This window comes from Burkholderia sp. 28_3 (genome assembly GCF_003253915.1).
Lineage (GTDB): Bacteria > Pseudomonadota > Gammaproteobacteria > Burkholderiales > Burkholderiaceae > Burkholderia > Burkholderia cenocepacia.
The window spans coordinates 195,196-219,318 of sequence record NZ_QKZF01000008.1 but is presented as its reverse complement, the minus strand read 5'-3'; the positions used below and the strand labels follow the sequence as shown (position 1 = coordinate 219,318).

At 67.2% G+C, this 24,123-nt stretch carries 23 protein-coding genes; 15 read left to right on the top strand and 8 right to left on the bottom strand.

The window, feature by feature from the left end; genetic code table 11:
• Window positions 1–25 precede the first annotated feature (25 nt).
• A complete protein-coding gene (gene sfnG / locus DFS13_RS19450; protein WP_006490941.1) occupies window positions 26–1,129 on the top strand; it encodes a dimethylsulfone monooxygenase SfnG in 1,104 nt (367 codons plus the stop codon).
• Between the two features lie 66 nt (window positions 1,130–1,195).
• Here the strand turns inward: sfnG and DFS13_RS19445 are convergent, their stop codons facing one another.
• Window positions 1,196–1,843 (bottom strand): LysE family translocator, encoded by a 648-nt coding sequence (locus DFS13_RS19445; protein ID WP_060265148.1) that lies wholly within the window; start codon window positions 1,841–1,843, stop codon window positions 1,196–1,198.
• A 111-nt stretch (window positions 1,844–1,954) separates the two neighbouring features.
• On the opposite strand from DFS13_RS19445, the gene DFS13_RS19440 reads away from it, so the two are divergent.
• On the top strand, window positions 1,955–2,803 hold the full coding sequence (locus DFS13_RS19440) for a LysR substrate-binding domain-containing protein (RefSeq protein WP_006490930.1): 849 nt from the start codon (window positions 1,955–1,957) through the stop codon (window positions 2,801–2,803).
• A 20-nt stretch (window positions 2,804–2,823) separates the two neighbouring features.
• Here the strand turns inward: DFS13_RS19440 and DFS13_RS19435 are convergent, their stop codons facing one another.
• The gene (locus tag DFS13_RS19435) at window positions 2,824–3,714 is read right to left on the bottom strand and encodes a LysR substrate-binding domain-containing protein (protein ID WP_006492443.1); all 891 of its coding nucleotides are present in this window, start codon (window positions 3,712–3,714) and stop codon (window positions 2,824–2,826) included.
• Between the two features lie 153 nt (window positions 3,715–3,867).
• On the opposite strand from DFS13_RS19435, the gene DFS13_RS19430 reads away from it, so the two are divergent.
• A complete protein-coding gene (locus DFS13_RS19430) occupies window positions 3,868–6,915 on the top strand; it encodes an FAD-binding and (Fe-S)-binding domain-containing protein (RefSeq protein ID WP_111442006.1) in 3,048 nt (1,015 codons plus the stop codon).
• Window positions 6,916–7,001: 86 nt separating this feature from the next.
• Here DFS13_RS19430 and DFS13_RS19425 read toward each other — a convergent pair whose 3' ends face one another.
• From DFS13_RS19425 to DFS13_RS19415, 3 genes are all read right to left on the bottom strand, one after another.
• Window positions 7,002–7,304, bottom strand: coding sequence for a hypothetical protein (locus DFS13_RS19425; protein WP_006490931.1), 303 nt, complete (start codon window positions 7,302–7,304; stop codon window positions 7,002–7,004).
• 87 nt (window positions 7,305–7,391) lie between these two features.
• Window positions 7,392–8,546, bottom strand: a complete 1,155-nt coding sequence (locus DFS13_RS19420) for a branched-chain amino acid ABC transporter substrate-binding protein (RefSeq protein ID WP_006490927.1) — start codon at window positions 8,544–8,546, stop codon at window positions 7,392–7,394.
• Between the two features lie 652 nt (window positions 8,547–9,198).
• Window positions 9,199–10,098, bottom strand: coding sequence for a DMT family transporter (locus tag DFS13_RS19415; RefSeq protein ID WP_006490937.1), 900 nt, complete (start codon window positions 10,096–10,098; stop codon window positions 9,199–9,201).
• 57 nt (window positions 10,099–10,155) lie between these two features.
• Here DFS13_RS19415 and DFS13_RS19410 point away from each other — a divergent pair, with 57 nt between their 5' ends.
• The 3 genes from DFS13_RS19410 to DFS13_RS19400 all read left to right on the top strand — a co-directional run bounded on the left by DFS13_RS19410 (window position 10,156) and on the right by DFS13_RS19400 (window position 12,521).
• Window positions 10,156–11,133, top strand: a complete 978-nt coding sequence (locus DFS13_RS19410; RefSeq protein ID WP_111442005.1) for a LysR substrate-binding domain-containing protein — start codon at window positions 10,156–10,158, stop codon at window positions 11,131–11,133.
• 197 nt (window positions 11,134–11,330) lie between these two features.
• Window positions 11,331–11,996, top strand: a complete 666-nt coding sequence (locus tag DFS13_RS19405; RefSeq protein WP_006490963.1) for a hypothetical protein — start codon at window positions 11,331–11,333, stop codon at window positions 11,994–11,996.
• Window positions 11,997–12,053: 57 nt separating this feature from the next.
• Window positions 12,054–12,521, top strand: coding sequence for a sodium:proline symporter (locus DFS13_RS19400; RefSeq protein WP_111442004.1), 468 nt, complete (start codon window positions 12,054–12,056; stop codon window positions 12,519–12,521).
• A gap of 117 nt (window positions 12,522–12,638) precedes the next feature.
• Here DFS13_RS19400 and DFS13_RS19395 read toward each other — a convergent pair whose 3' ends face one another.
• Together DFS13_RS19395 and DFS13_RS19390 are read right to left on the bottom strand one after the other, a co-directional pair.
• Window positions 12,639–13,283, bottom strand: a complete 645-nt coding sequence (locus DFS13_RS19395) for a glutathione S-transferase family protein (protein ID WP_111442003.1) — start codon at window positions 13,281–13,283, stop codon at window positions 12,639–12,641.
• Between the two features lie 102 nt (window positions 13,284–13,385).
• Complete coding sequence (locus DFS13_RS19390) at window positions 13,386–14,558, bottom strand: porin (protein ID WP_111442002.1); 1,173 nt, start codon at window positions 14,556–14,558, stop codon at window positions 13,386–13,388.
• A gap of 485 nt (window positions 14,559–15,043) precedes the next feature.
• On the opposite strand from DFS13_RS19390, the gene DFS13_RS19380 reads away from it, so the two are divergent.
• Together DFS13_RS19380 and DFS13_RS19375 are read left to right on the top strand one after the other, a co-directional pair.
• On the top strand, window positions 15,044–15,997 hold the full coding sequence (locus tag DFS13_RS19380) for a GlxA family transcriptional regulator (protein ID WP_006490968.1): 954 nt from the start codon (window positions 15,044–15,046) through the stop codon (window positions 15,995–15,997).
• 482 nt (window positions 15,998–16,479) lie between these two features.
• Window positions 16,480–17,115: a response regulator transcription factor gene (locus DFS13_RS19375; protein ID WP_048988612.1), complete on the top strand. Its 636-nt coding sequence runs from the start codon at window positions 16,480–16,482 to the stop codon at window positions 17,113–17,115.
• An 18-nt stretch (window positions 17,116–17,133) separates the two neighbouring features.
• On the opposite strand, the gene DFS13_RS19370 is transcribed toward DFS13_RS19375, so the two are convergent.
• On the bottom strand, window positions 17,134–18,483 hold the full coding sequence (locus DFS13_RS19370) for a sensor histidine kinase (protein WP_181365776.1): 1,350 nt from the start codon (window positions 18,481–18,483) through the stop codon (window positions 17,134–17,136).
• Window positions 18,484–18,740: 257 nt separating this feature from the next.
• Here DFS13_RS19370 and DFS13_RS19365 point away from each other — a divergent pair, with 257 nt between their 5' ends.
• From DFS13_RS19365 to DFS13_RS19335, 7 genes are all read left to right on the top strand, one after another.
• Window positions 18,741–19,166: a DUF3331 domain-containing protein gene (locus DFS13_RS19365; protein WP_048988489.1), complete on the top strand. Its 426-nt coding sequence runs from the start codon at window positions 18,741–18,743 to the stop codon at window positions 19,164–19,166.
• A 180-nt stretch (window positions 19,167–19,346) separates the two neighbouring features.
• On the top strand, window positions 19,347–19,673 hold the full coding sequence (locus DFS13_RS19360) for a response regulator transcription factor (protein WP_229699545.1): 327 nt from the start codon (window positions 19,347–19,349) through the stop codon (window positions 19,671–19,673).
• A gap of 105 nt (window positions 19,674–19,778) precedes the next feature.
• Window positions 19,779–20,633, top strand: a complete 855-nt coding sequence (locus DFS13_RS19355; protein WP_034203887.1) for an alpha/beta fold hydrolase — start codon at window positions 19,779–19,781, stop codon at window positions 20,631–20,633.
• 71 nt (window positions 20,634–20,704) lie between these two features.
• The gene (locus DFS13_RS19350) at window positions 20,705–21,424 is read left to right on the top strand and encodes a hypothetical protein (protein ID WP_111442001.1); all 720 of its coding nucleotides are present in this window, start codon (window positions 20,705–20,707) and stop codon (window positions 21,422–21,424) included.
• Between the two features lie 10 nt (window positions 21,425–21,434).
• Window positions 21,435–22,481 (top strand): alcohol dehydrogenase catalytic domain-containing protein, encoded by a 1,047-nt coding sequence (locus DFS13_RS19345; protein WP_034203889.1) that lies wholly within the window; start codon window positions 21,435–21,437, stop codon window positions 22,479–22,481.
• The gene (locus DFS13_RS19340; protein WP_034203890.1) at window positions 22,478–23,197 is read left to right on the top strand and encodes a hypothetical protein; all 720 of its coding nucleotides are present in this window, start codon (window positions 22,478–22,480) and stop codon (window positions 23,195–23,197) included. Before DFS13_RS19345 ends, DFS13_RS19340 begins: the two co-directional genes overlap by 4 nt.
• A gap of 45 nt (window positions 23,198–23,242) precedes the next feature.
• On the top strand, window positions 23,243–24,097 hold the full coding sequence (locus DFS13_RS19335) for an alpha/beta fold hydrolase (protein WP_034203891.1): 855 nt from the start codon (window positions 23,243–23,245) through the stop codon (window positions 24,095–24,097).
• Window positions 24,098–24,123 lie beyond the last annotated feature (26 nt).

Below are 24,123 nucleotides of genomic sequence, written 5' to 3'. Positions count from 1 at the left end.
TTTCCCCTTCGACCAGGACACCTTCATGAGCCTTCCCGACCCTTCCGCCGATGGCGTCAAATTCGCGTACTGGGTGCCGAACGTCAGCGGCGGCCTCGTCGTCAGCACGATCGAGCAGCGCACCGACTGGAGCCTCGAGTACAACCAGACACTCGCGCGCACGGCCGAGGCGGCCGGCTTCGACTACGCGCTGAGCCAGATCCGCTTCACGGCCGGCTACGGCGCCGAATACCAGCACGAGTCGGTGTCGTTCAGCCAGGCGCTGCTGCATGCGACGACGAAGCTCAAGGTGCTCGCCGCGATCCTGCCGGGGCCGTGGCATCCGGCCGTGGTCGCGAAACAGCTCGCGACGATCGACCACATTTCGAACGGGCGTATCGCGATCAACGTCGTGAGCGGCTGGTTCAAGGGCGAATTCACCGCGATCGGCGAGCCGTGGCTCGAGCACGACGAACGCTATCGGCGCTCGAAGGAATTCATCCAGGCGCTCAAGGGTATCTGGACCCAGGACAACTTCACGTTCAAGGGCGACTTCTATCGCTTCAACGATTACACGCTGAGCCCGAAGCCGGTGCAGAAGCCGCATCCGGAAATCTTCCAGGGCGGCAGCTCGCGCGCGGCGCGCGACAACGCGGCGAGCGTGTCCGACTGGTATTTCACGAACGGCAATACGCCGGAGAACCTGAAGGCGCAGATCGACGACATCCGCGCGAAGGCGGCCGCGAACAACCATCGCGTGCGGATCGGCGTCAACGCGTTCGTGATCGCGCGCGACACCGAGGAAGAAGCGCAGGCCGTGCTCGACGACATCATCCGGCATGCGCACGTCGAGGCCGTGCACGCGTTCGGCGATGCGGTGAAGCAGGCCGGCAAGGCGTCGCCCGAAGGCGAGGGCAACTGGGCGAAGTCGACGTTCGAGGATCTGGTGCAGTACAACGACGGCTTCCGCACGAACCTGATCGGCACGCCGCAGCAGATCGCCGAGCGGATCGTCGCCCTGAAGGCGATCGGCGTCGATCTCGTGCTGGCCGGGTTCCTGCACTTCATCGAGGAAGTCGAATACTTCGGCAAGCGCGTGCTGCCGCTCGTGCGCGAACTGGAGGCGCAGCGGCAGGCCATCGCCGCGTGACGCTTATGCCTGCCCGCCGCGCGCGCGCGGCCCGCGACCGTGCGGGAGCGTGCGGCGGCGTGACGCTCACGCGACGCCCGCGAGCTTCGATGCTTCGATCACCATCTGCACGCCGAGGCTGCCGAGGATGAGGCCCATCACCCAGCGCTGCGCGAGCAGCAGCGCCGGGCGGCCGTGCAGGAACGTCGCCAGGCTGCCCGAGCAGATCGCCACCAGCCCGTTGGCCGACGCGAACGCGGCGATCAGCAGCGAGCCGAGAAACAGCGACTGGCCGAACACGCTGCCTTGGCCGTAGTCGATGAACTGCGGCAGCAGCGACACGAACAGCATCGCGAGCTTCGGGTTCAGCACGCTGGTCGTCGCGCCCATCGCGAGCAGCCGCAGCGGCTGCTCGTTCGGCAGCGTCTTCACCTCGAACGGCGAGCGGCCGCCGGGCCGCACCGCCTGCCATGCGAGGTACAGCAGATAGGTCGCGCCGACCGCGCCCAGCACGCTGCCCGCATAGGGCACGCTCATGAATAGCGTCGTGATGCCGAACGCCGCGGCGAACATGTAGAACAGGTAGCCGATCATCACGCCGGCGAGCGAAATGAGTCCGGCCGCCCGCCCTTGCGCGATCGAGCGCGACATCACGTAGACCATGTTCGGCCCCGGCGTCACCGCGAGCATGCCGCCGATGACGAGAAACCCGTAGAGCGATCCGGACGTATGCATGTTTTCTGCTTCCTGCATCGAGTGAGTGCCGACGGAATGCATTGTCCGGCGATGGAGGTGAACAGTAAAACGGGATAAACTGAATCGATTGATCAGTTTTTCTGAATCGACATGAAGAAGCTCGACCTCGATGTGCTCGCGATGGTGGTCGCCGTCGCGGATTCCGGATCGTTCGCGCAGGGCGCGCAGGCCGTGCATCGGTCGCCGTCGGCGGTGAGCATGCAGATCAGGACGCTGGAAGACGCGCTCGGCAAGCCGCTGTTCATCCGCGACACGCGCAACGTGACGGCGACCGACGACGGCAGGATGCTCGCCGACTACGGCCGCCGGATGCTCGCGATGCGCGACGAGGCGTGGGCGTCGGTCGTGCGCCCGGAGATCCGCGGCCGCGTGACGATCGGCGTGCCCGACGACTACATCTCGTCGCTGCTGCCGCAGGTGCTCGGCAAGTTCGCCGCGATGCATCCGCGCGTGGAAGTGCGCGTGATCGGCCAGCCGAGCAGCGCGCTCGTGCCGATGCTGAAGGACAACACGGTCGACCTCGCGTGCCTGACCCGCGTCAAGGGCGTGTCCGGCGAGCTGATCCGGCTCGAGCCGATCGTCTGGACCGGATCGGCGAAGCGCAACGTGTGGGAAGAGCGGCCGCTGCCGGTTGCACTGTTCTCGCACGGCAGCATGGCGCGCGATCATGCGATCAAGGCGCTGAACCGGCGGAAGATTCCGTACCGGATGTCATACGAAAGCCCGAGCTTTCTCGGGCTGCTCAGCATGGTCGAGGCCGGCCTCGCCATCGCGCCGCTCGCGCGCTGCTGCGTGCCCGATCACCTGTTGCAGCTGTCGGAGAGCCACGGGCTGCCGTCGCTCGGCGAACTCGAGGTCGTGCTCGCGCGCAGCGCGCAGTCCGCGCGCCCGCCGTGCGACTACCTGGCCGAGCAGATCCTCGGCGAGTGGCGTGCGTGAAGCCCGCTACGGGCGGCACGTCAGCACGACGTCAGCAGCCATTCGCGGAACGCGACGAGCGACGGCAGCGTCTCGTTGCCCGGCGGATAGACGAGGTAATAGCTGCGCTGGCTGGTGATCGCGTCGCCGATCGAGTCGAGTTCGCCGCGGCTCAATTCATCCTCCACCAGCACCTTCGGCACCAGCCCGATCCCCATTCCGGCGCGCACGGCCTGGATCAGGTGCGACGTCAGCTCGAAACTCGGACCGATCCGCATCTGGCGATGATCGAGCCGATAGTGCGAGAACCACTCGGCCCAGGCCTGCTGATTGCTCGTCACGCCCAGCAGCGTCTGCTTCGCCGCCCATGCCGGCGTGCGCGCGTCGGCCTTGCGGCGGCCGCCGGCGTCGGGCGGCGCGATCGCGATCAGGAACTCGTTGTACAGCCGGTGCGCGTGCAGGCCCGGCCAGTCGCCCGCGCCGACGGTGATCGCCGCGTCGAGGTCGTCGTTGAGGAAATCGAGCGCGCCGATCCGCGAATGAAGGTGCACGGTCACGCCCGGATGCGCGGCGTAGAAGCCGTGCAGGTGCGGCAGCAGCCATTTCGACCCGAACGTCGGCAGGGTGGCCAGCCGCAGCGTGCCGGCGCCGGCCTGATGCGACATCGCCTGCAGCGTCGCGCCGCGAATGCGCCCGAGCGCGCCGCTCAGCTCGGCGAAGTAGCGGCGGCCGACTTCGGTCAGCTTGACCGAACGGCCTTCACGCCGGAACAGCGGCACGCCGAGCTGATCCTCGAGCGTCTGGACCTGCCGGCTGATCGCGCTCTGGCTCAGCGACAGCTCGTCGGCCGCGCGCGTATAGCTTTCATGCCGGGCGGCGGCCTCGAACACGAGCAGCAGCGACATCGACGGGGTGAGGCGACGGTAATTCATGAGTTTTATGCAAGCTTCGCCGGGTAAGAATTCGTTTGTTTCTGACGGAATATCCAAAGATACTGGAATTCCCGGTTGAGCGGAAACTTGCCAAAAAATCATGTTTGGGCGTGCGCGAACCGGCCGGCTCCACCCCCATTGCGCCTTTGCCCCATGTCGATCGTCCCGTTGCCCCGTCCCGCCAGCCCGTCCACGACCGTTTACCGCGATTTTCTCGTCGCGCTGCAGGCCGCCGGCTTCGCCGGGGAAATCCGCACGGACCATGCGAACCGGACCGTGCAGGCCACCGACAACTCGATCTACCAGCGCCTGCCGCAGGCTGTGATCTGCCCCGCGCACGCGGATGACGTCCAGCTGCTGGCCCGGCTGCTGGCCGAGCCCGCGCACCGCGACGTCGCGGTGGCCGCGCGCGGCGGCGGCACCGGCACCAACGGGCAGTCGCTGACCGACGGCATCGTCGTCGACCTGTCGCGCAACATGAACCGGATCCTCGAAATCAATGCGCAAGCGCGCTGGGTGCGCGTGGAGGCGGGCGTCGTCAAGGATCAGCTCAATGCGGCGCTGAAGCCGCACGGGCTGTTCTTCGCGCCGGAGCTGTCCACGTCGAACCGCGCGACCGTCGGCGGGATGATCAACACCGACGCGAGCGGGCAGGGCAGTTGCACGTACGGCAAGACGCGCGATCACGTGCTCGAACTCGATTTCGTGCTGATGGGCGGCGAGCGGCTGCACAGCGACGCGCTCGACGAAGCAGAACTGGAGCGCCGCTGCGCGCGGCAGGACCGCGTCGGCAAGGTATATCGCACCGCGCGGCGCATCCGCGACGACAAGGCCGCGTTGATCGACGCGAAGTTTCCGAAACTCAACCGCTGCCTGACCGGCTACGACCTCGCGCACCTGCGCGAAGCGGACGGCCGCTTCAACCTGAACAGCGTACTGTGCGGCGCGGAAGGGTCGCTCGGCTTCGTCGTCGAGGCGAAGCTCAACGTGCTGCCGATCCCGAAGTTTTCGGTGCTGGTCAACGTGCGTTACGCGGGCTTCATGGACGCGCTGCGCGACGCGCGCGCGCTGCTCGAACACCGGCCGCTGTCGATCGAGACGGTCGACTCGAAGGTGCTGATGCTCGCGATGAAGGACTTCGTGTGGAGCAGCGTGGCCGAGTATTTCCCGCAGGACGACGCGCGTCCGACGCTCGGCATCAACCTGATCGAATTCAGCGGCGACGACGAACACGACGTCGATGCGCAGGTGCGCGCGTTCGTCGAGCATCTGCGCACCGATACGAGCGTGGAGCGTCTCGGCCATACGCTGGCGGCCGGCGACGATGCGGTGAAGCGCGTGTATGCGATGCGCAAGCGCGCGGTCGGCCTGCTCGGCAACGTGCAGGGCGAAGCGCGTCCGCAACCGTTCGTCGAGGACACCGCGGTGCCGCCGGAGAACCTCGCCGCGTACATCGCCGAATTTCGCGCGCTGCTCGACGGCCACGGGCTGCAGTACGGGATGTTCGGCCACGTCGACGCGGGCGTGCTGCACGTGCGTCCGGCGCTCGACATGAAGGACCCGAAGCAGGCGGCGCTGGTGCGGCCGGTGTCGGATGCGGTGGCCGAACTCACGCAGCGTCACGGCGGCCTGCTGTGGGGCGAGCACGGCAAGGGCGTGCGCTCCGAATATGCGCCGGCGTTTTTCGGCGAGCTGTATCCGTCGCTGCAGCAGTTGAAGGCCGCGTTCGATCCGCACAACCAGTTCAACCCGGGCAAGATCGCGACGCCGCCGGCCCCCACGCTGCGGCTGCTGAAGATCGACGAGGTGCCGACGCGCGGCGACCACGACCGGCAGATCGACGAGCGCGTGTGGCAGAGCTACGGCACCGCGATGCATTGCAACGGCAACGGTGCGTGCTACAACTTCGATCCCGACGACGCGATGTGCCCGTCGTGGAAGGCGACGCGCGAACGCGTGCAGTCGCCGAAGGGGCGCGCGTCGCTGATGCGCGAATGGTTGCGCCTGCAAGGGCAGGCCGGCGTCGACGTCGTCGCGACGGCGCGCACGCGGCAGCCGTTGCTGCGCGGTCTGGCCGAGCGCTGGCGCAACAGCCGCAACGCGCGTCATCGCGACGCGGATTTCTCGCACGAGGTGTACGACGCGATGGCCGGATGTCTCGCATGCAAATCGTGCGCGGGGCAGTGCCCGGTCAAGGTGAACGTGCCCGAGTTTCGCTCGCGCTTTCTCGAGCTGTATCACCAGCGCTACCTGCGACCGCTGCGCGATTACCTGATCGGCTCGCTCGAATTCACGATGCCGTGGATGGCGCGCGTGCCCGCGCTGTACAACGGGTTGATGGGCGCCAACTGGGTAAGGACGCTGCTCGAGCGCCAGGTCGGCATGGTCGACAGTCCGCTGCTGAGCCGCTTCGATCTCGCGGCCGTGATCCGCGCATGGAACGTGAAGCCGGCCGATCCGCATGCGCTCGCCGCGCTGAGCGAGGCGCAGCGCGCGCGCAGCGTCGTCATCGTGCAGGACACGTTCACGCGCTATTTCGATACCGAGCAACTGGCGACGCTGATCGAGCTGGTGGCGCGCGTCGGTTTCCAGGTGTGGCTCGCGCCGCTCGCGCCGAACGGCAAGGCGCTGCACGTGCAGGGCTTTCTTCACGCATTCGCGAAGGCGGCGATCCGCAACGCGACGCAACTGGCCGCACTGGCGCGCTCGGGCGTCGCGCTGGTCGGTCTCGATCCGGCGATGACGCTGACGTATCGGCAGGAATACCTGAAGGTGACGGGGCTCGCCGATGTGCCGACCGTCGCGCTGCCGCAGGAGTGGCTGCTGGGCGCGTTGCCGGAAGCCGGTGCGGGCAGGGCGACGGTTTCATATCGGTTGCTGCCGCACTGCACCGAGAAGACCAATGCGCCGGACAGCGGCAAGCAATGGGCGCAGGTGTTCGCGCGTCGCGGGTTGCGCTTGCAGGTTCAGGCGACCGGGTGTTGCGGGATGTCGGGCACGTACGGGCACGAGGCGCGCAATCTCGCGACGTCGAAGACGATCTATGCGCAGTCGTGGGCCGCGCACGTCGATGGGTCGGAGCAGGAGGGCGAGGCGCTGGCGACCGGGTATTCGTGTCGCAGCCAGGTGAAACGCCTGTCGTCGAAGCAGGTGCGCCATCCGTTGCAGGCGCTGCTCGATCATGTGCGCGCGGTAGGGTGATGCGGTAGCGGTGCGGCGCGTAAGGGCGCGTCGATCGCGCGTCGAGCGGCCATCCCCGTGCCGCTTTCGACCTGGGCCGGCGCGGGTCAGGCGTCGGCTTTCGCCGCTTTCCGCGGACGCGGTTTTTCCGCGGCGGGAAACACGCCGACGCCGCGCGGCCGTTTCGGCTCGATCCGCATTTGCCGGATCACGCGCCGGAAGTCGATCTCGTGCGCGGCCAGCGTGCCGATCAGTTTCGCGATGACCGCGAGGTGGGAAGGGACGGTGCCCTTGCTCGAATAGTTGGTGATCGAACTTTCGTTCATCCGGATCAGGCGGGCGAACTCGCGCGCCGTCAACTGCGCCTTCTTCAACTCCTGTTGGAATTCCGCATACGCCATTGCACACATGATGCTTCGTCTCCGTGAATCAGAATCCGGCCCGCGCGGCGCCGGCGCCGACGGGTGGCGTTCCCGTCGTGCCGACGCCGCGTCGGGTTACATCTTCACCTGGTCGAGGAAGGTCTTCTTGCCGCTCTTGTAGCCGTAGATCGAGATGATCCCGTGCGTCAGGTCGCCCTTCGCGTCGAACGTCGTCGTGCCGATCACGCCGTCGTACTTGGTCGCCGGCATCGCCGCGAGGATCTTCGCCGGGTCCGTCGAATTCGCGCGCTTCATCGCGTCGACCGCGATGTAGACCGCGTCATACGCGAACGGCGCATCGAACTTGATGCCCTGGTTGAAGCGCTTCTGGTACTTCGCGAGGAAGTCCGCGCCGCCCGGCATCTTCTCGAGCGCAGCGCCTGCCTGCGAGCACAGCACGTTGTCGGCCGCCGGGCCGGCCAACTCGGCCAGCGAGTCGGTGCACACGCCGTCGCCGGACAGGATCTTCGCGCGCAGGCCGAGCTGCTTCGCCTGCTTCGCGAGCGGGCCGCCGGTGGCGTCCATGCCGCCGTACATGATCGCGTCGGGGTTCTCGCCCTTGATCTTCGTCAGGATCGCGCGGAAGTCGACCGCCTTGTCGTTGGTCGCGTCGTGCGACAGCACCTTCAGGCCGAGCGCCTTCGCCTTCTTCTCGAATTCGTTCGCGAGGCCCTGGCCGTACGCGGTCGAATCGTCGATCACCGCGACGCTCTTCACGCCCTTCGACTGCGCATAGCTCGCGAGCGCCGGGCCCTGCTGCGCGTCGGTCGCGACGACGCGGTAGGTCGTCTTGAAGCCTTGCTGCGTGTAGGTCGGGTTCGTGGCCGACGGCGAGATCTGCACGATGCCCGCGTCGCTGTAGATCTTCGACGCCGGGATCGACGTGCCCGAGTTCAGGTGGCCGATCACGGCGACGACCTTGTCGTCGACCAGCTTCTGCGCCACCTGCGTGGCCTGGCGCGGGTCGGCCGCGTCATCCTGCGCGTCGAGTTGCAGCGTGATCTTCTTGCCGCCGATCGTCAGGCCCTTCGCATTGATTTCCTCGACCGCGAGGCGCGCGCCGTTCTCGTTGTCCTTGCCGAGGTGCGAGATGCCACCCGTCGTCGGTTCGACGCTGCCGATCTTCACGACCTGGTCGGCCAGCGCGGTCGACGCGGCCGCGAACGCGGCGGCGGCCAGTGCAACGGTGATCAGGGGTTTGCAGCGCATGCCGACAGTGCTTCGTTCCATCTGCCATCTCCGAATTGAATGTCTTTCTATTGACGTCTCGACCGGCCGGCTGCGGGGCCGGGGCGATCGGACGAGTCTCCATACCCTCGCGGGCTTCACTTGCATCGCGCCGGGCCGCATGACGTGCCGCCCGGGGCGAGCGGGCAGGCCGGTACCCGACGCGGTGCAATTCATATGAATATATCTGAAGCCGGTTTTGCGCGCTGCGGCGAATCCCGTAGCGGGCCGGCGCGACACGGGTCGGCGCCCGGAGACCGAAGGTGCCGGATGCCGGAAATCGTGCGCTGCGGCGGCCCGAAGGCTGCGATTCGCTGTCGTCGGCCTTACGGCCGCATCCATTATTCGGCCGGTCGCCGGGGCGAAGCCATGGACACTGACGCGCGGTCAATCGGGAACTGTTCGGTCGATTTGTCTGCACAGTTTGGTCACGCGAGAATCGTGTATCCCGTTTCATCCGTCGTGCCGCATCGAGCGCGATGTCCGTCTTTATGCAACTAACGGTCAAGTTCGGCACGCGCCCACGAGTGGGTGCCGATTCCACGGGCCGAACCGTTCATCCGGATCGGCAGAAGCGGAGGCGTTTTGGGACCGGCTCGCTTCTGCCGTCGGATCGTCGCGTCAGCCGCGCAATTCGCTGCCGGCTCGACTTCAGCTAGGCACGTCCGCGCAACGCGACGACGATCACTCCCGCAATCGCGAGCAGGCCGCCGCACGCCGTCGCGATGCCCGGCCGCTCGCCCGTCAGCACCACCGACAGGAGCGTCGCGACCGCCGGCGTCAGGTAGAGAAAGCTGGCCGCGCGCGCCGCGCCGAAGTAGCCGAGCGCGAAGGTCCAGGTGGCGTAACCGAGCGCGGCGGGAAAGACGCCGAGTACGACGACGGCCAGCGCCGTATCGCGCGATCCGCCGCCGAGCGACACGAGCGCGCCGGGTAGCCAGGGCGCGAGCAGGACCGCGCCGGCCAGCAGCGTGTACGCGGTGCACGGCAGCGCGCCGTACACGGGGATCAGCCGCCGCTGCAGCACGAAATAGCTGGCCGAACACAGCGCCGCGCCGAGGATCAGCGTGCTTCCCGAGCCGAGGACGAGGCCGCCGGGCTGCCCTTGCGCGATCACCGCGATGCCGGCCAGGCTGACCAGCGAACCGAGCCAGCCCCAGCGATTGAAGCGCTCGCGCAGGAACACGGCGGCCAGCAGCGCGGTGAAGATCGGCAGCGTATTCACGATGAAACTCGCGGCGCCGGCCGACACGGTCTGTTCGCCGGTATTGAGCAGCGCGTTGTAGAGTGCGATGCCGAGCAGGCCGCACGCGAGAAAGCGCCACGCATCGGCTTTCGTCGGCCGCGGTGGCCGTCGCCACGCGAGCCATGCGATCACGAGCAACGCGGCGGTCGCGAAGCGCGCCGCCGCGAGCTGCAGCGGTGCGAGGCCGTGCAGGCCGATGCGGATGAACGGGAACGCGGACGCCCACGAGACGATCGTGAACGCAACCGCGGCTGCCGCGACGAGCGGTTGTCGCGCGCTGCGCGACGTCGGTGACGAAACGGTATTCATGCGGCAATGGTGCGGTGTGCCGAGATGCTAAGCTAGCGCACAGATCAACACCCGGATATGAATATGGCTCACAGCTCGGGCGCGCGGCGCGCCGGCGGTCCGGCGCGGGTGCGCCAGATGGCCGGCGGGTTGGCGGCCGCCGCGTCGATGCCGGTCCCGCGGCCGCCGCTCGCGAGCCTGGAGACGGTCTGCACGGTGGCGCGCGAAGGGTCGTTTCTCGCGGCTGCCGACGTCTCCGGCGTCACGCACGGTGCGATCAGCCGACGGGTGGCCGCCGTCGAAAACTGGCTCGGGATGGCGCTGTTCGAGCGGCATGCGCGCGGCGTGCGCCTGACGCCGGACGGGCAGCGCTTCGTCGGCCGGATCGAGCAGGCGTTCGCGATCATCGACAGCGCGGCCGATCAGTGGCGTTCGCCGCGCACGCCGCGACTGGTGCGGATGAGTGTGGTGCCCGCATTCGCGCAGCTGTGGCTGTTCGAGCGGCAACCCGCGCTCGAAAGCGAAGCGCCCGCGCTGCGCATCGAACTCGGCATCGAGCTGCGCAATGTGGATATCGCCGGCGGCGAAGCGGATCTGTCGATCCGTTACGGTCGCGGCAACTGGCGTCAGCTCGAAACCCGCCCGTTCATGCCGGAACGGCTGTATCCGGTCGCGCATCCGCGGCTCGCCGCGCAACTGGCAAGGATGCGCCGAGGAACAGGCGACGCGGCGTTGCTCGACATGCCGTTGCTGCACGATTCCGACGTGACCGGCTGGCGTACGTGGTTCGATGCGCTCGGCATTCCGTTCAAGCCGCGTGCGCAGGATCGCCGGTTCGAGGATTACAACCTCGTGCTGGCGGCGGCCGAAGCCGGGCTCGGCGTGGCGCTCGCGCGCACGCCGCTTGCTGATGCGTATCTGCAGCGCAGCGCACTCGTGCGCGTGAGCCGTCACGAGGTCGATTCGTTGCTCAGCTATCACTTCGTGCATGCGAAGGGCGAGAGTCGGCCGGAGGTCCTCGCGTTGATGGAGCGCATGGTGAAGGCGCTGCGCTAGCGCGTCCGTTGCGGTTCGCGCAGGCGGGCGCCGCGGCCCGCGTGTCCCGTTCGTTCGGCCGCGGCCGCCAAATCGTTACAATGCAGCCGCGGAAAACGGCGAGATGACCGCAGCGAAGCGGAATCGAGCCTTTGCCCGACGGCAGGGCAATCACCAACCATTGCAGTACGGGTTCAAATTTGCACAAAAGGGAACCGATGAATAGACCAGACAAATCGTCGAAGGCGCGTGCGGCGCTGGATCAGCTTTTTTCCGGCCTGGCGCCTGCGGACGCGAAGCGCGAATCGCCGCGTCCGGGCAATCCGTTCGAAGCGGACGACGAGGTGTCGAGCGCATCCGGCGGTCGCGGCGGGGTGGAAGTCACGCTGTCGACCCGCATCCAGCTGCGCGGTTATCCGAGCGCCGACGCGTTCATGAAGCGCATGGCCGAAGCGTGGGGCCTCGAGTGGGGCACCTACGACAGCGTCCGTGCGGTGGCGACGCTACCCGCCGGATGGCGCTCGCGCCGGCTTCCGGAAGTCACGCAGATCGTCGACGAGCGCGACGTGCTGCGCGCGGAGAGCAGCCTGCAGGGCGGCGAGATGTCGTATCTGAAGGTGCATCCGCGCTACTACATCGATGCGCGCAAGCGTTTCGGCTGGAGCAAGTCGTCGAAGGCATCCGACGATCCGGATCTCGACGGCCCGGACTGGAACTGCTTCGTGATGGACCGGGAAAAGTCCATCGAACTGCACGAACTGACGACGTCGTCGTTGAAGGCCGACATCGACAATGCGCGGGCGACGCTGCTGAAATGGCTGGACGAGCACTATCCGAAACATCGCGATCCGTTCGCGTACTGGTCGGACTGTGAAGGGGCGTAAGCCATATTGCATGGCGGCCGCCTCGATCCGTCGACTCGTTCGCCACGAGGGCGACCATTGAAACGAGCGAGTGCGGTCCCGATTCTCTGCGCGGCGGTTGGCGCGGCGATCGCATCGACCGTCATCGAGTTGCTGCTCTGGGCGATGAGCGGCGATGACGCCGTCCGGAACCTGTTGCGCGACGCGCGCCTCACGGCCGCGATCGTGATGGGGCCGCGCGTGCTCGGTGCGCCCGGCGGGTTCGATCCGCTGGTCATGGGCGTGGCGACGCTCGTGCATGCGGTGCTTTCGCTGGCCTATGCGGCCGTGCTGGTACGTGTCATCCGGCACCTGTCGCTCGGGCCCGCGTTATTCGCCGGCGGCGTGTTCGGGCTCCTTCTGTACGGCGTGAACCTGTACGGGTTCACGACGATCTTTCCGTGGTTCACCGCAGTTCGCGACACGATCACGCTGATCGCTCATCTGATGTTCGGGATCACGGCGGCGGCCGTTTATTGGGTTGCCCAGCGCCACGCTACGCGCTGATCCCGGCATCGACCGCCGCGGGCGTCAGCCATCTTCATCGGTGTCCCGACCTGCCGAAGCGAGAGGCGGGAAATCAGGCAGTACGCGACATGCCGATGCGACCGGCCTCGCACCCGCTCAGTCGAGCTTGCCGCGCAGCTCGTCGAACGGGATCATCACGTGCGCGCGATACGCAGGCCGCGCCTTCAATCGTTCATACCACGCCGTGACGTGCGGCACGTCGGGCCGCGCGATATCGAGCTCGAAATACCGGTAGAGGTGCGTGCCGACCGCGATGTCGGCGAGCGTGATCGCGTCGCCCGCGAGAAACGGCTGCCCGGCCAGCACGGTGTCGAGCAGCCGGAAATACTGCGCGCATTGCGCGATGCTCTGTTCGACGCGCACGGTGTCGCGTTGCTCGGGCGGCGTGCGGTAGTAGTCGCGGAACACGCCGTTGAGGAATGCCGGCTGCAGCGTGGTTTGCGCCCAGTCCATCCAGCGGTCCGCCCGCGACTGCTCGGCGGGATCGTCGCGCCAGAAGCCCGGGCGCCCGTGACGCGCGGCGAGGTAGCGCAGGATGCTGTGCGATTCCCAGACGACGGTTCCGTCGTCGTCGATCACCGGGATGCGCCCGTGCGGGTTCATCGCGAGGAAGTCGGGCGCATCGAGCACGCCGAACCCGCCGCCGGCCGGTACGTGCCGATGCGGGAGCGCGAGCTCGTCGACGAGCCACATCACCTTCTGGACATTGAACGCGTTGCGTCGTCCCCATACCGTCAGCATCGCGGGCTCCCTGTGTCGTGACGAACGTGAAGATGGACAGTGTAAACGCCGCAGGCGCGCCTCGTGGTGCGCGCCTGCGGCGATCGTCGTGCGCCGGGACGATCAGAACTTGTGGCGAATGCCGACGATCGCGAGTTCCTGCGTATCGGTGCCGGAGTTCACGCCGTACGCGCCGACCGATGCGGCGGCCTTCACGGTCGCGCCGCTCGCGTCGAGCGTGTTGCCACTCGCCTTCTGGTAGCCGAACAGCGCATACAGGTCGGTGCGCTTCGACAGCGCATAGTCCGCGCCGAGGTTGACCTGGTTGTAGTGCGCGGAAGCCGGGCCCGTCAGCGACGTGTAGTTGTAGCCGACGCCCGCGCGCAGCGCCGGCGTGAACTGCCAGTTGAAGAACGCCGAGCCGTTGTTGAACTTCGCGTTCCGGTTGAACGCCGACAGCGTGTCCGCGCCGTACTGCGTGTTCGAATACGCGAGGCCGAAGGTCGCCGGCCCGGCCACGTACTGGCCAGCCACGCGCACGATCTGGATCGACTTCGCGCTCGAGAAGCCCTGGTTGATCACGGTGTTGAACAGCGTGTCGGAGCTGCTCGACCACGTCCGCACGCCATTGGCGAGCGTCGTGCCGCCGTTCGCGTAGAAGTAGCCGGCGCCGAGCGACAGCGGGCCGTTCGCGTAGCTCGCGCCGAAGCTGTAGGTGCGGCCGCTGCCGGTCGCGCCCGCGACGCCGCCGAAGCCGTACAGCGCGGCGAACTGGAAGCCGGAGATCAGCGGGCTCGTGTATTTCACCGAGTTGCTGACGCGCAGGCTGTTGTCGTAGTTGTCGAGGTCGCCCGGCGTCGCGAACACGCCGCCGAAGTAGTTGTCTTCGGTGAGGCCCTGTACGAGATCGATGATCGGATCGTACTGGCGGCCGAGCGTCACGGTGCCGTAGGTGCTGCTCGCGAGGCCGACGACGGCCTTGCGGCCGAATTCGCGCTGGCCCTGGCCGAGCGCGCCGGTGCCGATGTTGAAGCCGTTCTCGAGCTGGAACAGCGCGGACAGGCCGCTGCCGAGATCCTCGATGCCGCGCAGTCCCCAGCGGCTGCCCGACAGGTTGCCGCTGCCGAACTTGACGAGGTTCGACGCGTTGCTGCCGTTCGCGTTCTGCGCGTTGTGGACGTACGCGATGCCCGCGTCGGCGATGCCGTACAACGTGACGCTGCTTTGTGCGTGGGCGCCCGCGACGAAGAGCGCGGCCGGCAGCGCGAGCAACGCGAATGACCGGATCTGTTTCATTGCTGGATTCCCCCGTTGGTCGATTGGTCCGACGAATCGGTGAACGATACGGACGGCGCATCGTCAAGGGAACCAATAAATTGTCGGATCGTTATGAGGCGGCGCGGCGATGGGTGTGCGCGCAACGAGCCGGCGCCTCGCGCGGGCGCCTGCGCGTCGTGGCGTTTCGTACCCGGGCATCCGCTCGATCCGTCGGAGACGATCGATGCGATCGTCGATCGCGCGCAACTCGATCGCGCGGTGGGGTATATCGGGCTCGGGCGAGATGAAGGCCGCCGGCGCGCGCCCGCCGACAGTCGTCGCGCGACGGGCCGGCCCGAACGCGCGGCCATGTGCGCAGCATGGCCATTCTTTCCCGTCTCGAAAATCTTGTAGCATCGCCGGAGTGCCGGTTGGCATGCCGCGATCACAGCTGCATGCCCGCTTTTCCGTTTGTTGTGACCCCGCCGCCATGCGTCGGCGGGGTCGATTCGCATGAGGTCAATATGCGTCGCATTGGGCTTGTCCTCGTTCCTCAGTTTCAGGTAATGAGCCTGCTCGCGTTGTCCGTGTTCGACATCGCCAATCTCCGCGCGGGCCGCTCGCTCTATGAAGTGAGCGTGATCTCGGAGGATGGCGGCCCCGTGGAGGCGTCGTTCGGCATGTACGCATCAACGCAACCGGCGCGGCTGTCGGAATTGCACACGGTATTCGTCGGCGCTTCACTGTCGACGCCGCCGCTCACGGACCGCATGCGCGAACTGCTGGTCGATCTGTCCGGCAAGGTCGAACGCATGGCGTCGATCTGCCTCGGTGCGTTTCTGCTAGCCGAGGCGGGCCTGCTGGACGGGCGCCGCGCAACGACGCATTGGGCGTTTCTCGATCGGTTCAGGGATCGCTATCCCGCGGTATCGGTGGAGAAGGATTGCATCTTCGTGCGCGACGGCATGCTGTGGAGTTCGGCAGGAATGAGCACGGCCATGGACATGGCGCTCGCGATGCTCGAAGAGGATCTCGGCCCGGACGCCGCATTGCAGGTCGCGAAAGACCTGGTGCTCGAGCGCTGGAGGCGCTCGGGGTCGCAGCCGCAGTCGTCCGTGCTGATCGACCACCCCGCACGCAGCAATCGGATCCACGACGTCATCACGCACATCCGGGCGAATCTCGGCACCGATCTGACCGTCGACAAGCTCGCTGACGTGGCGAGGATGAGCAAGCGGCAGTTTACGCGCCGCTTCAAGGATGAAACCGGCCTGACGCCTGCAAAGGCAGTCGAGCGCATCCGGCTCGAAACGGCCCGGGATTTCGTGACGAGTTCGTCGTGGACCATCGACACCATCGCACGGGAAACCGGTTATGCGGATACCGAGCGGATGAGGCGGTCGTTCGTGCGTGCGTTTGGCCATCCGCCACAGGTCTTGCGGCGGCAGCGCAAGCCGGAACACGCGGACGCCGACTGAGCGCGGCCGGCCGATACCGGGTCCCGCGCTGCAACATCATGGCACGAAAGGAGGGAACTGCGTCCCTCCACGCGCGCCCATCGTCAATAGAATGTTCTTTGGGCGGTACCTGCTCGGGTAAGCCGAACCGAAGACTCGTCGACAGCGGACCGCACGCTCGTCCGCCCGCGGTTTTGCGAACCGTCCCTTGCAGCCCGCGTCATGTCGCCAGGCTGGAATCGTCCGTGTGTGCCGCAAGGACGCGCCCGGTCGCCGATTGCGTTGCCGCACGTGCGAAGCGTGTCCGGCATGTGCAGGCACGCCGTGCCGGCGCGCCGCGCGACGCGAATGTCGCAACCGCCGAAGTGGCGCGGATCGGCGAAGCGCTGCGCGGGTGGCGGTCGGCCTCGCGGGTGGCCGGGACGGAGCGCGTCGTCGGCGCCGTGTCGGGCGACACGCGGTTCGCGATGATGAAAACTGAACGGACGGTTGGGGCGCAGGATATGTCAGATGCAGCGATGAAAGACGACTCGTCGGCTGTTGTATATGTCGTCGACGACGATCCGGCCATACGCGCATCGCTCGATACGTTGTTGCGATCGCTGGGCCTGCGCGTCGTGACCTTCGCGAGTACCGCGGAGCTGCGCGCGACGCACCGGGAGAATGTCACGAGCTGCCTGTTGCTCGATGTGCGGCTGCGCGGGGAGAGCGGGCTGGTGTTTCAGCAGGCGTCGGACCGGCCGTCGATCCCGATCGTCGTCATCACGGGGTTCGCGGACGTCGAAGTGTGTCGCAAGGCGCTGAAGGGCGGCGCGGTCGATTTTCTCGTGAAGCCGTTCACCGACCACGAGTTGATCGACGCCGTGAACCTGGCGCTGTCGCTGGATGCGGCACGGCGAGTCCGCAACGACACGCACGACGAGTTGCGGCAGTCGTTCGAGCTGCTCACGCGCCGCGAGCGCGAAGTGCTTGCGTACGTCGTCAGCGGCGCGCTGAACAAGCAGATCGCGTCGCATCTCGGATTGAGCCTGATCACCATCAAGCAGCATCGCGCAGCGGTGATGCGCAAGATGAATGCGTCGTCGCTTGCGGATCTCGTGCGCAAGTCCGAGGCGATCGGCGTGCAGCTGGCGACATGACGCCGCGCGCCGCGAGCGTCATGCGGCCGGGTCGGTCGTGCGCGGGTGGGCCGGCAGTGCAAACGAGAAGCAGCAGCCGGCGCCCGGTTCGCCGCGTGCCCAGATGCGCCCGTGATGGGCGTCGACGATCGAGCGTGCGACCGTGAGACCCATTCCCATGCCGTCGGATTTGCTCGTGAAAAACGGATCGAAAAGCCGATCGATCGATTGCTGTTCGATACCCGGCCCCGTGTCGCATACGTCGAACACGACTTCGGCGTCGCTCAGCCTGGCCGAGACCGTCAGCGTGCGCGCGTGCGACGGGCCGCTTTCGATCGCCTGGATGCCGTTCATCATCAGGTTCGCGAGCACCTGCTGGACCTGCACGGGATCGGCGAACAGGCGCGCGTCGGCATCGATGTTGCTGTCGACGCGAACGTTGCGTGCAGCGGCTTCCGGCGCGATCAGGAACAGCGCAGCGTGCACGGCGTCGGCGGCCGCGAAGTCGACGCACTTCGCCGGCGCCTTGCCGATGAAGCCGCGAATCTTGCGGCAGATTTCCGTCGCATCGCGCGCCCACCGGGCGGCCTGCGTGATCGCGGCAGCGGCCTCGGCGACGTCGGGCTCGTCGCGCTCGAGCCAGCGCAGCGCCGCTTCGGCCGACGAGCCGACGGCCGACAGCGGCTGGCTGACCTCATGCAGGATCGAGGCCGACATCTCCGCAAACAGCGACACGCGGGCCGCGCGTGCGGCTTCCGCGCGCAATACCGCGAGCCGGTCGCTGTTCTCCTTCTGCTCGGTCACGTCGAACGCATAGAAATGCAGGCGCCGGTAGCCATCCTCGTGCTTCGGCAGCGAGCAGCGCCATACGATCGGTACGCGGCGCCCCTTGAACGTCACGAGCGTGCGCTCGCCCTGGCAGGCGGTCCGGTTTTCGTAGATCGCGCGCAGCACCGCGCTGTTGCTGAGCCGGTCGGCCGGCAACAGGATCTCCGCGTGCTGTAGGAAATGCTCTTTCGATTCGGCGTCGAAGAGTTGCACCACCGCGTCGTTGGCCGCCACGAACGCATGCAGCGCGCGCAGCCGGGCGACGGCCTGCGGATGCTCATCGAAATAGCGGTCGATATCCGAGACCCCGGCCATCTTCAGTTCCTTCACCGCGCGATAAACGCGCGACCAGTCTTCGATCAGGATCGGTATCGGCGCCGACAGGAAGAGCTCGCTTTCCGCTGGATGAGGGGCGTCAGGCGGTGCGATCGTCGGGGCTGCGGACGTGGACATGGGGACGTGGTGCTCGCTGAGGTTCGCGCGCGGCGCGAAACCGGATGACCGGAAGTGACGCATCGGGACGACGAACGACGTGCGCGTCCGACTTCGATGTAGCTGCAACTATAAAGCAGATCGCCGCGTGCTGCTGACCGCGACCGCGGGCGGATGCAGGCCGGCGCGACGGTCAGACTTTGGTATGGGCAGGCATCGACCACGGTCTGATGGATCGAAAAAAAACGTTCCTCTAGACTCGATTCCAACGTGAGTGAAGCGCGCGGCGCGGCCGATGGCGAAGCGGCGATGTTCGCGATGCGTCGGTGCGACGGATTGATCGCGCGAGCCGCGCATGCGCATCCAATGCGAGGGGAACGGTAGAGATGACGCAGCCAACGTGTGCATACGACGATGTATTCGAACGCGCGCTGCTGGGCCTGCTGGATCCGTCGAGAACGGCGGGCGTGCCCGGCTCGCACCGGCGGCGCGTGCGCGGCAAGCGCAATGACGGCGCGCGCGAGACCGGCGCGCCGGTGGCCTCGCGGATCAGGATCGTCGAGATTCTGTCGGATACCGCTGTCAGCGTGCGCTGGAGCGACCCGAGGTACGGGCATTTCGGCGAACAGCTGTGGCATTGCGTGACCGCGAGAACGGCGTCGCGCTGCGTGCTGACCGGTGCGCCGATCAAGCCGGGCGATCGCGTGTATCGGCCGCGGGGGCGCGGCCGCACCGTTCCGTGCAACTGGGACAGGATGATCCATGCCGCGGCAGTCGCCCCGGCGCCGTGCGCCGGCGCGGATGGCCGGTGACGCGCGAGCGGGTGCGGTCGGTATCGGCCGCACCATACCTCGGCATGATTGTCGGCACCGGGGGCGGTCGGTACGCTGTCCGAAATCCGGTTGCGTTCCCGGCGCTGCCAGCGAGCGTGGCGTCACGCGAGACACTCTGTGCACGACAAGACGGTTTGCATCATCGACGATGAATTGGCGATGAGACAGTCGCTGGAATCGCTCGTGCGCTCGATGGGCGTGCGCGCGAGGCTGTACGCATCGGCCGAGGCGTTTCTCGAACACGGCGCGAGCGGGACGTCGCACTGCATCGTGTGCGATATCCAGATGGCCGGGATGTCGGGCATCGAGCTGCTCGCCGTGCTGCGGGGGGGGTGTTGCGACGTGCCGATCATCTTCGTGACCGCGCACCCGAGCGCGCGCCGGGTGCTCGAGGCGAGACGGCTCGGCGCATTGTGCGTGCTGGAGAAGCCCTTTGATCCGCGCGAACTCGTGCAGTGGGTGATGCGCGCGCTCACGGGATGCTGAAGGGGCGGCACGATGGCCCAGGGCGTAGCGACGCTGCGTTCGTGCCGCGTCATCGCGCCCGGGCATGTCCTTTACGCGGTTTTGTATAGAACGATAGGAGAACTTATGGAAAGCGATAGTCCGAGCCTCGGCGCCAGCACGCAGTTCGTCGACGTCGACGGTCGACGCCTCGCGTATCGCACATTCGGCAGCGGTACGCCGCTCGTGTTGTGCGTGCGTTTTCGCGGCACCATGGACACGTGGGATCCGCTGTTCCTCGACACGCTCGTCGGACAGGGCTTCCAGGTCACGATCTTCGATTACAGCGGACTCGGGCAGTCGAGCGGCGAGCGAACCTATCATCCTGCGTCGCTCGCCAAGGACGCGATCGACCTGATCGTCGCGCTCGAGCTCGGCAAGGCGGTGATCGGCGGCTGGTCGGTCGGCGGAATGGCCGCGCAGATCGTGCTCGCAAAGGCGCCGCAGCTCGTCACGCACGCGGTGCTGATCGCGACCACGCCGCCGGGCCAGTTGGTCAGGGCCGGCGAACCGCTGTTCTACACGATGGCGAAGCGCGAAAACGACTTCGAGGATTTCGTCACGCTGTTCTTCGAGCCGGCCTCCGCGGCGAGCCGCGCGGCGGCCGAGCTTGCGGCCGCGCGCGTCGCGCAGCGCAAGGTCGACCTGAGCCCGGCGGTACCGGTCGCGTGGGCCGGTGAGCAGGTCGGAGACGGCCCGCGGAACCCGGCCTTCCCGGTCGATGCCGTGCTCGATGCGCTGCGCTCGACGTCGATTCCGGTTCTTCATGTCGGCGGCGATCACGACATCGTGTTCCCGGTGGAGAACTGGTATGCGCTCAACGGCCAGCTGCCGACGCTGCATCTCGTGACGCTGCCGCGTACCGGGCACGGGCCGCAACTTGAGTATCCGGTGGCTTGCGCGAGGCACATCGCGGCGTTCGTCGGCGTGCACGCCGGCTGATCGCGCGCGGCGCCGCCCGGGCCGCGCGGCAGAAGAATGAGGAAGACGTTTCATATCGTTTAGGATGGCAAATGGAAGATCTGGTTGATTTGGCGATTCGCGCCGCAGGGGGAATGGAACGCTTCAAGCGCTTTCGCAGCGTATCGGCGCAGTTGCATCACACGGGCGCGATCTGGGCGCTGAAGCAGCGCGACGGCGTGCTCACCGATTCGCGTGTGACGGTGCAGCTGCACGAGCAGCATGTCTCGCATGCTCCGTTCGTCCCAACGACGGATCACTCCGTCTACACGCCCGCGCGCGTCGAGATCCGCCGTGACGACGGTACCGTGGTCGATACGCTCGACGCCCCTCGCGCGTCGTTCGACGGCTACGAAATGGAGACGCCGTGGTCCAACGCACAGCTGGCGTACTTCGCCGGCTACACGATGTGGACGTATCTGACGTCGCCGTTCCTGCTGCGCCACGGCGGCGTTCGCAGCCGCGAAATCAAGCCGTGGATCGTCGACGGGCTGCCGTGGCGGCGCCTGCATGTCGAGTTTGCGCCGGAGATCGCGACGCATAGCGCCGTGCAGACGTTCTACTTCGACGCGGACGGGCTGCTGCGTCGGCACGACTACGAGGTCGACATCCAGGGGCGCAACGCGGCTGCGCGGTACATCAGCGACTACGTCGACGTGCAAGGCATCTGGATGCCGACGCGCTTCCGGATTTATCCGCGCACCGATGCGAACGTGGCGCTGCCCGCCCCGTTGATCGTCGGTGTCGATCTGTCGAATTTCCGTTTCGAGTAACGAGGCAATCATGACGAATCAAGCGACTTACCGCGCGGCGGTAGTCAAGGCGCCTGGGCAACTGGAACTGGTCGAGCGGCCGATTCCCGCGCCTGCGCAGGGGCAGGTGCGCATTCGCGTCGAAGCCTGCGGCGTATGCCATTCCGACAGCGCAACCGTGGAGCGCGAAGCGCCTGACGGCGCGCCGCCGCGCGTACCGGGGCATGAAGTCGTCGGCCGAATCGACGCGCTCGGCGAAGGGGTGTCCGGCTGGCGGCTCGGCGAACGTGTCGGCGTCGGCTTTCTCGCCGGCGAAGATCGCACGTGCCCGTCGTGCCGGCACGGCGATGTCGTGAACTGCGAGAACCCGGTCATCACCGGGATGACGACGGACGGCGGCTACGCGGAAATCATGCTGGCCGAAGCTCGCGGGCTCGTGCGCGTGCCGGACGATCTCGACGCGGCCGAGGCTGCGCCGCTGTTGTGCGCGGGGCTCACCACGTTCAACGCGCTGCGCAATGCCGGCGCGCGGGCCGGCGACGTGGTCGCCATCCATGGCCTCGGCGGGCTCGGCCATCTCGCCGTGCAGTTCGCGAACAAGATGGGTTTTCACACCGTCGTGATCGCCCGCGGAGCCGACAAGGCCGCGCTTGCCGCGCAGCTCGGCGCGCATCGCTACATCGACGCGCGGACCGAGGACGTGGCCGCTGCGCTGCGCGCGCTCGGCGGCGCGAAGGTCGTGCTCGGCACGGCGCCGACGGGCTCGGGCATGGCCGACACCGTCGCGGGCCTGTCCGTGCGCGGCAAGCTGATCGTCGTTGCCGTGCCGGGCGAGCCGATCGCCGTGAATGCGGTCGATCTCGTGTTCGGCGGCCGCTCCGTGGTCGGCGCATTGACGGGAACGGTGACGGACAACGAAGAGACGCTCGCGTTCGCGCGGCTGCAGAACGTGCGGCCGATGATCGAAACGTTTCCGCTCGAGCAGGCGCAGGCGGCATACGACCGCATGATGCGCGCGGATGTCCGGTTCCGCGCGGTACTGACCATGAATTACGCATCCAACGGAGCTTCCGCATGAACGCAATCGCCCAATCCATCCTCGACGCCCACGGCGGGCTCGCGCAGTGGCGCAAGTTTCGGCAGGTGCGCGCGCGCCTCGTACAAGGCGGTGCGCTGTGGGGCCTCAAAGGTCACGCCGGCGTGCTCGACGACACCACGGTCACCGTCGCGACGGATCGCCAATGGGCGTCGCATGCGCCGTTCGGTGCGCTGGCCGCGCGCAGCGAATTCACCGGCGAGCGCATTGCGCTGCTCGATTCGGCCGGGCACGTGCTCGCGGCGCGCGAGCAGCCGCGCGGGTCGTTCGACGGGCATACGCTCGAGACGCCATGGGACGAACTTCAACTGGCGTTTTTCGCCGGATGCGCGATGTGGACGTACCTGAACGCGCCGTTCGTGCTTGCATGGGACGGTGTGCATTGCGAAGAAGACGGTGGCTGGAACGAACAGGGCGAAGCATGGCGCCGGATTCGCGTTCACTACCCCGACACGCTCGAAGTGTTCAGCAAAGCGCAGACCATCTACGTCGGGCCGGACGGCCTCGTGCGCCGGCTCGACTACGACGTCGAAATCGCAGGCAACACGCCGGGCGCGCATTACGTCAGCGACTATGTGACCGTGTCGGGGATCCGCTTCCCGACGAAGCGGCGCATCTATCCGCGTGCAGCCGACGGGCAGGCCGTGCCGGAACCGCTCGTCGTCTCGATCGACCTGCACGACATCGCGCTGAGCTGAGCGCGAACCACGGCGCGCGCCGCGCGCCCATCGAGGGAACTCATCATGACGCAATCTGCATCATCCGCCGCTCCGACCCGCTACGTCGATGCAGCCGGCGTGCGCTACGCGTATCGCCGCTTCGGCAACGAAAAGGGTGGGCGGCCGCTTCTGTGCCTTCAGCACTTCACCGGCACGCTCGACAACTGGGATCCGGCGATCGTCGACGTGCTGGCCCGCGATCGCGAAATCATCCTGTTCGACAACGCCGGCGTCGGCCGCTCCGGCGGACAGGTTCCGACGTCGATCACGCACATGGCGCAGCACGTGCTGCACTTCGTCGACGCGCTGTCGATCGACCGGCTGCATATCCTCGGGTTTTCGCTCGGCGGCTTTCTCGCGCAGGACATTGCGATCGCGCGACCGGAGCTGGTCGAGCGGATGATCCTGTCCGGCACCGCGCCTGAAGGCGGCGAAGGCGCGGGGATGGACCGGCCGGAACTGCTCGCGATCTACACGGACGGCGAGATGCCGATGAGCGAAAAGCTCAAGCGGCTGTTTTTCCCGGCAACGCCCGCCGGCCAGGCGGCCGCCACCGCATTCGTCGACCGCCTCGCCGCGCGTACCGCCGAACCCGATTTGCCGGCGGGCCCCGAAGTCGCGTCCGCCCAGTTGCAGGCGATGATCGCGTGGGCGAACTGGAGCGGTGACGTGGCGGGCAAACTGGGCAGGATCAGGCAGCCGGCCCTCGTCACCAACGGCAGCGATGACCGCATGATCCCCACCGCGAACAGCTTCGTGCTCGCGCAGGGGCTGCCCGACGCGACGCTGATCGTCTATCCGAATTCAGGCCACGGCGCGCTGTTCCAGCATGCGAGCGCGTATGTCGCGCACGTCGCGGAATTCCTGCGCGGCGCGTGAACGCGTCACTTACCCTTTCAAGGAGC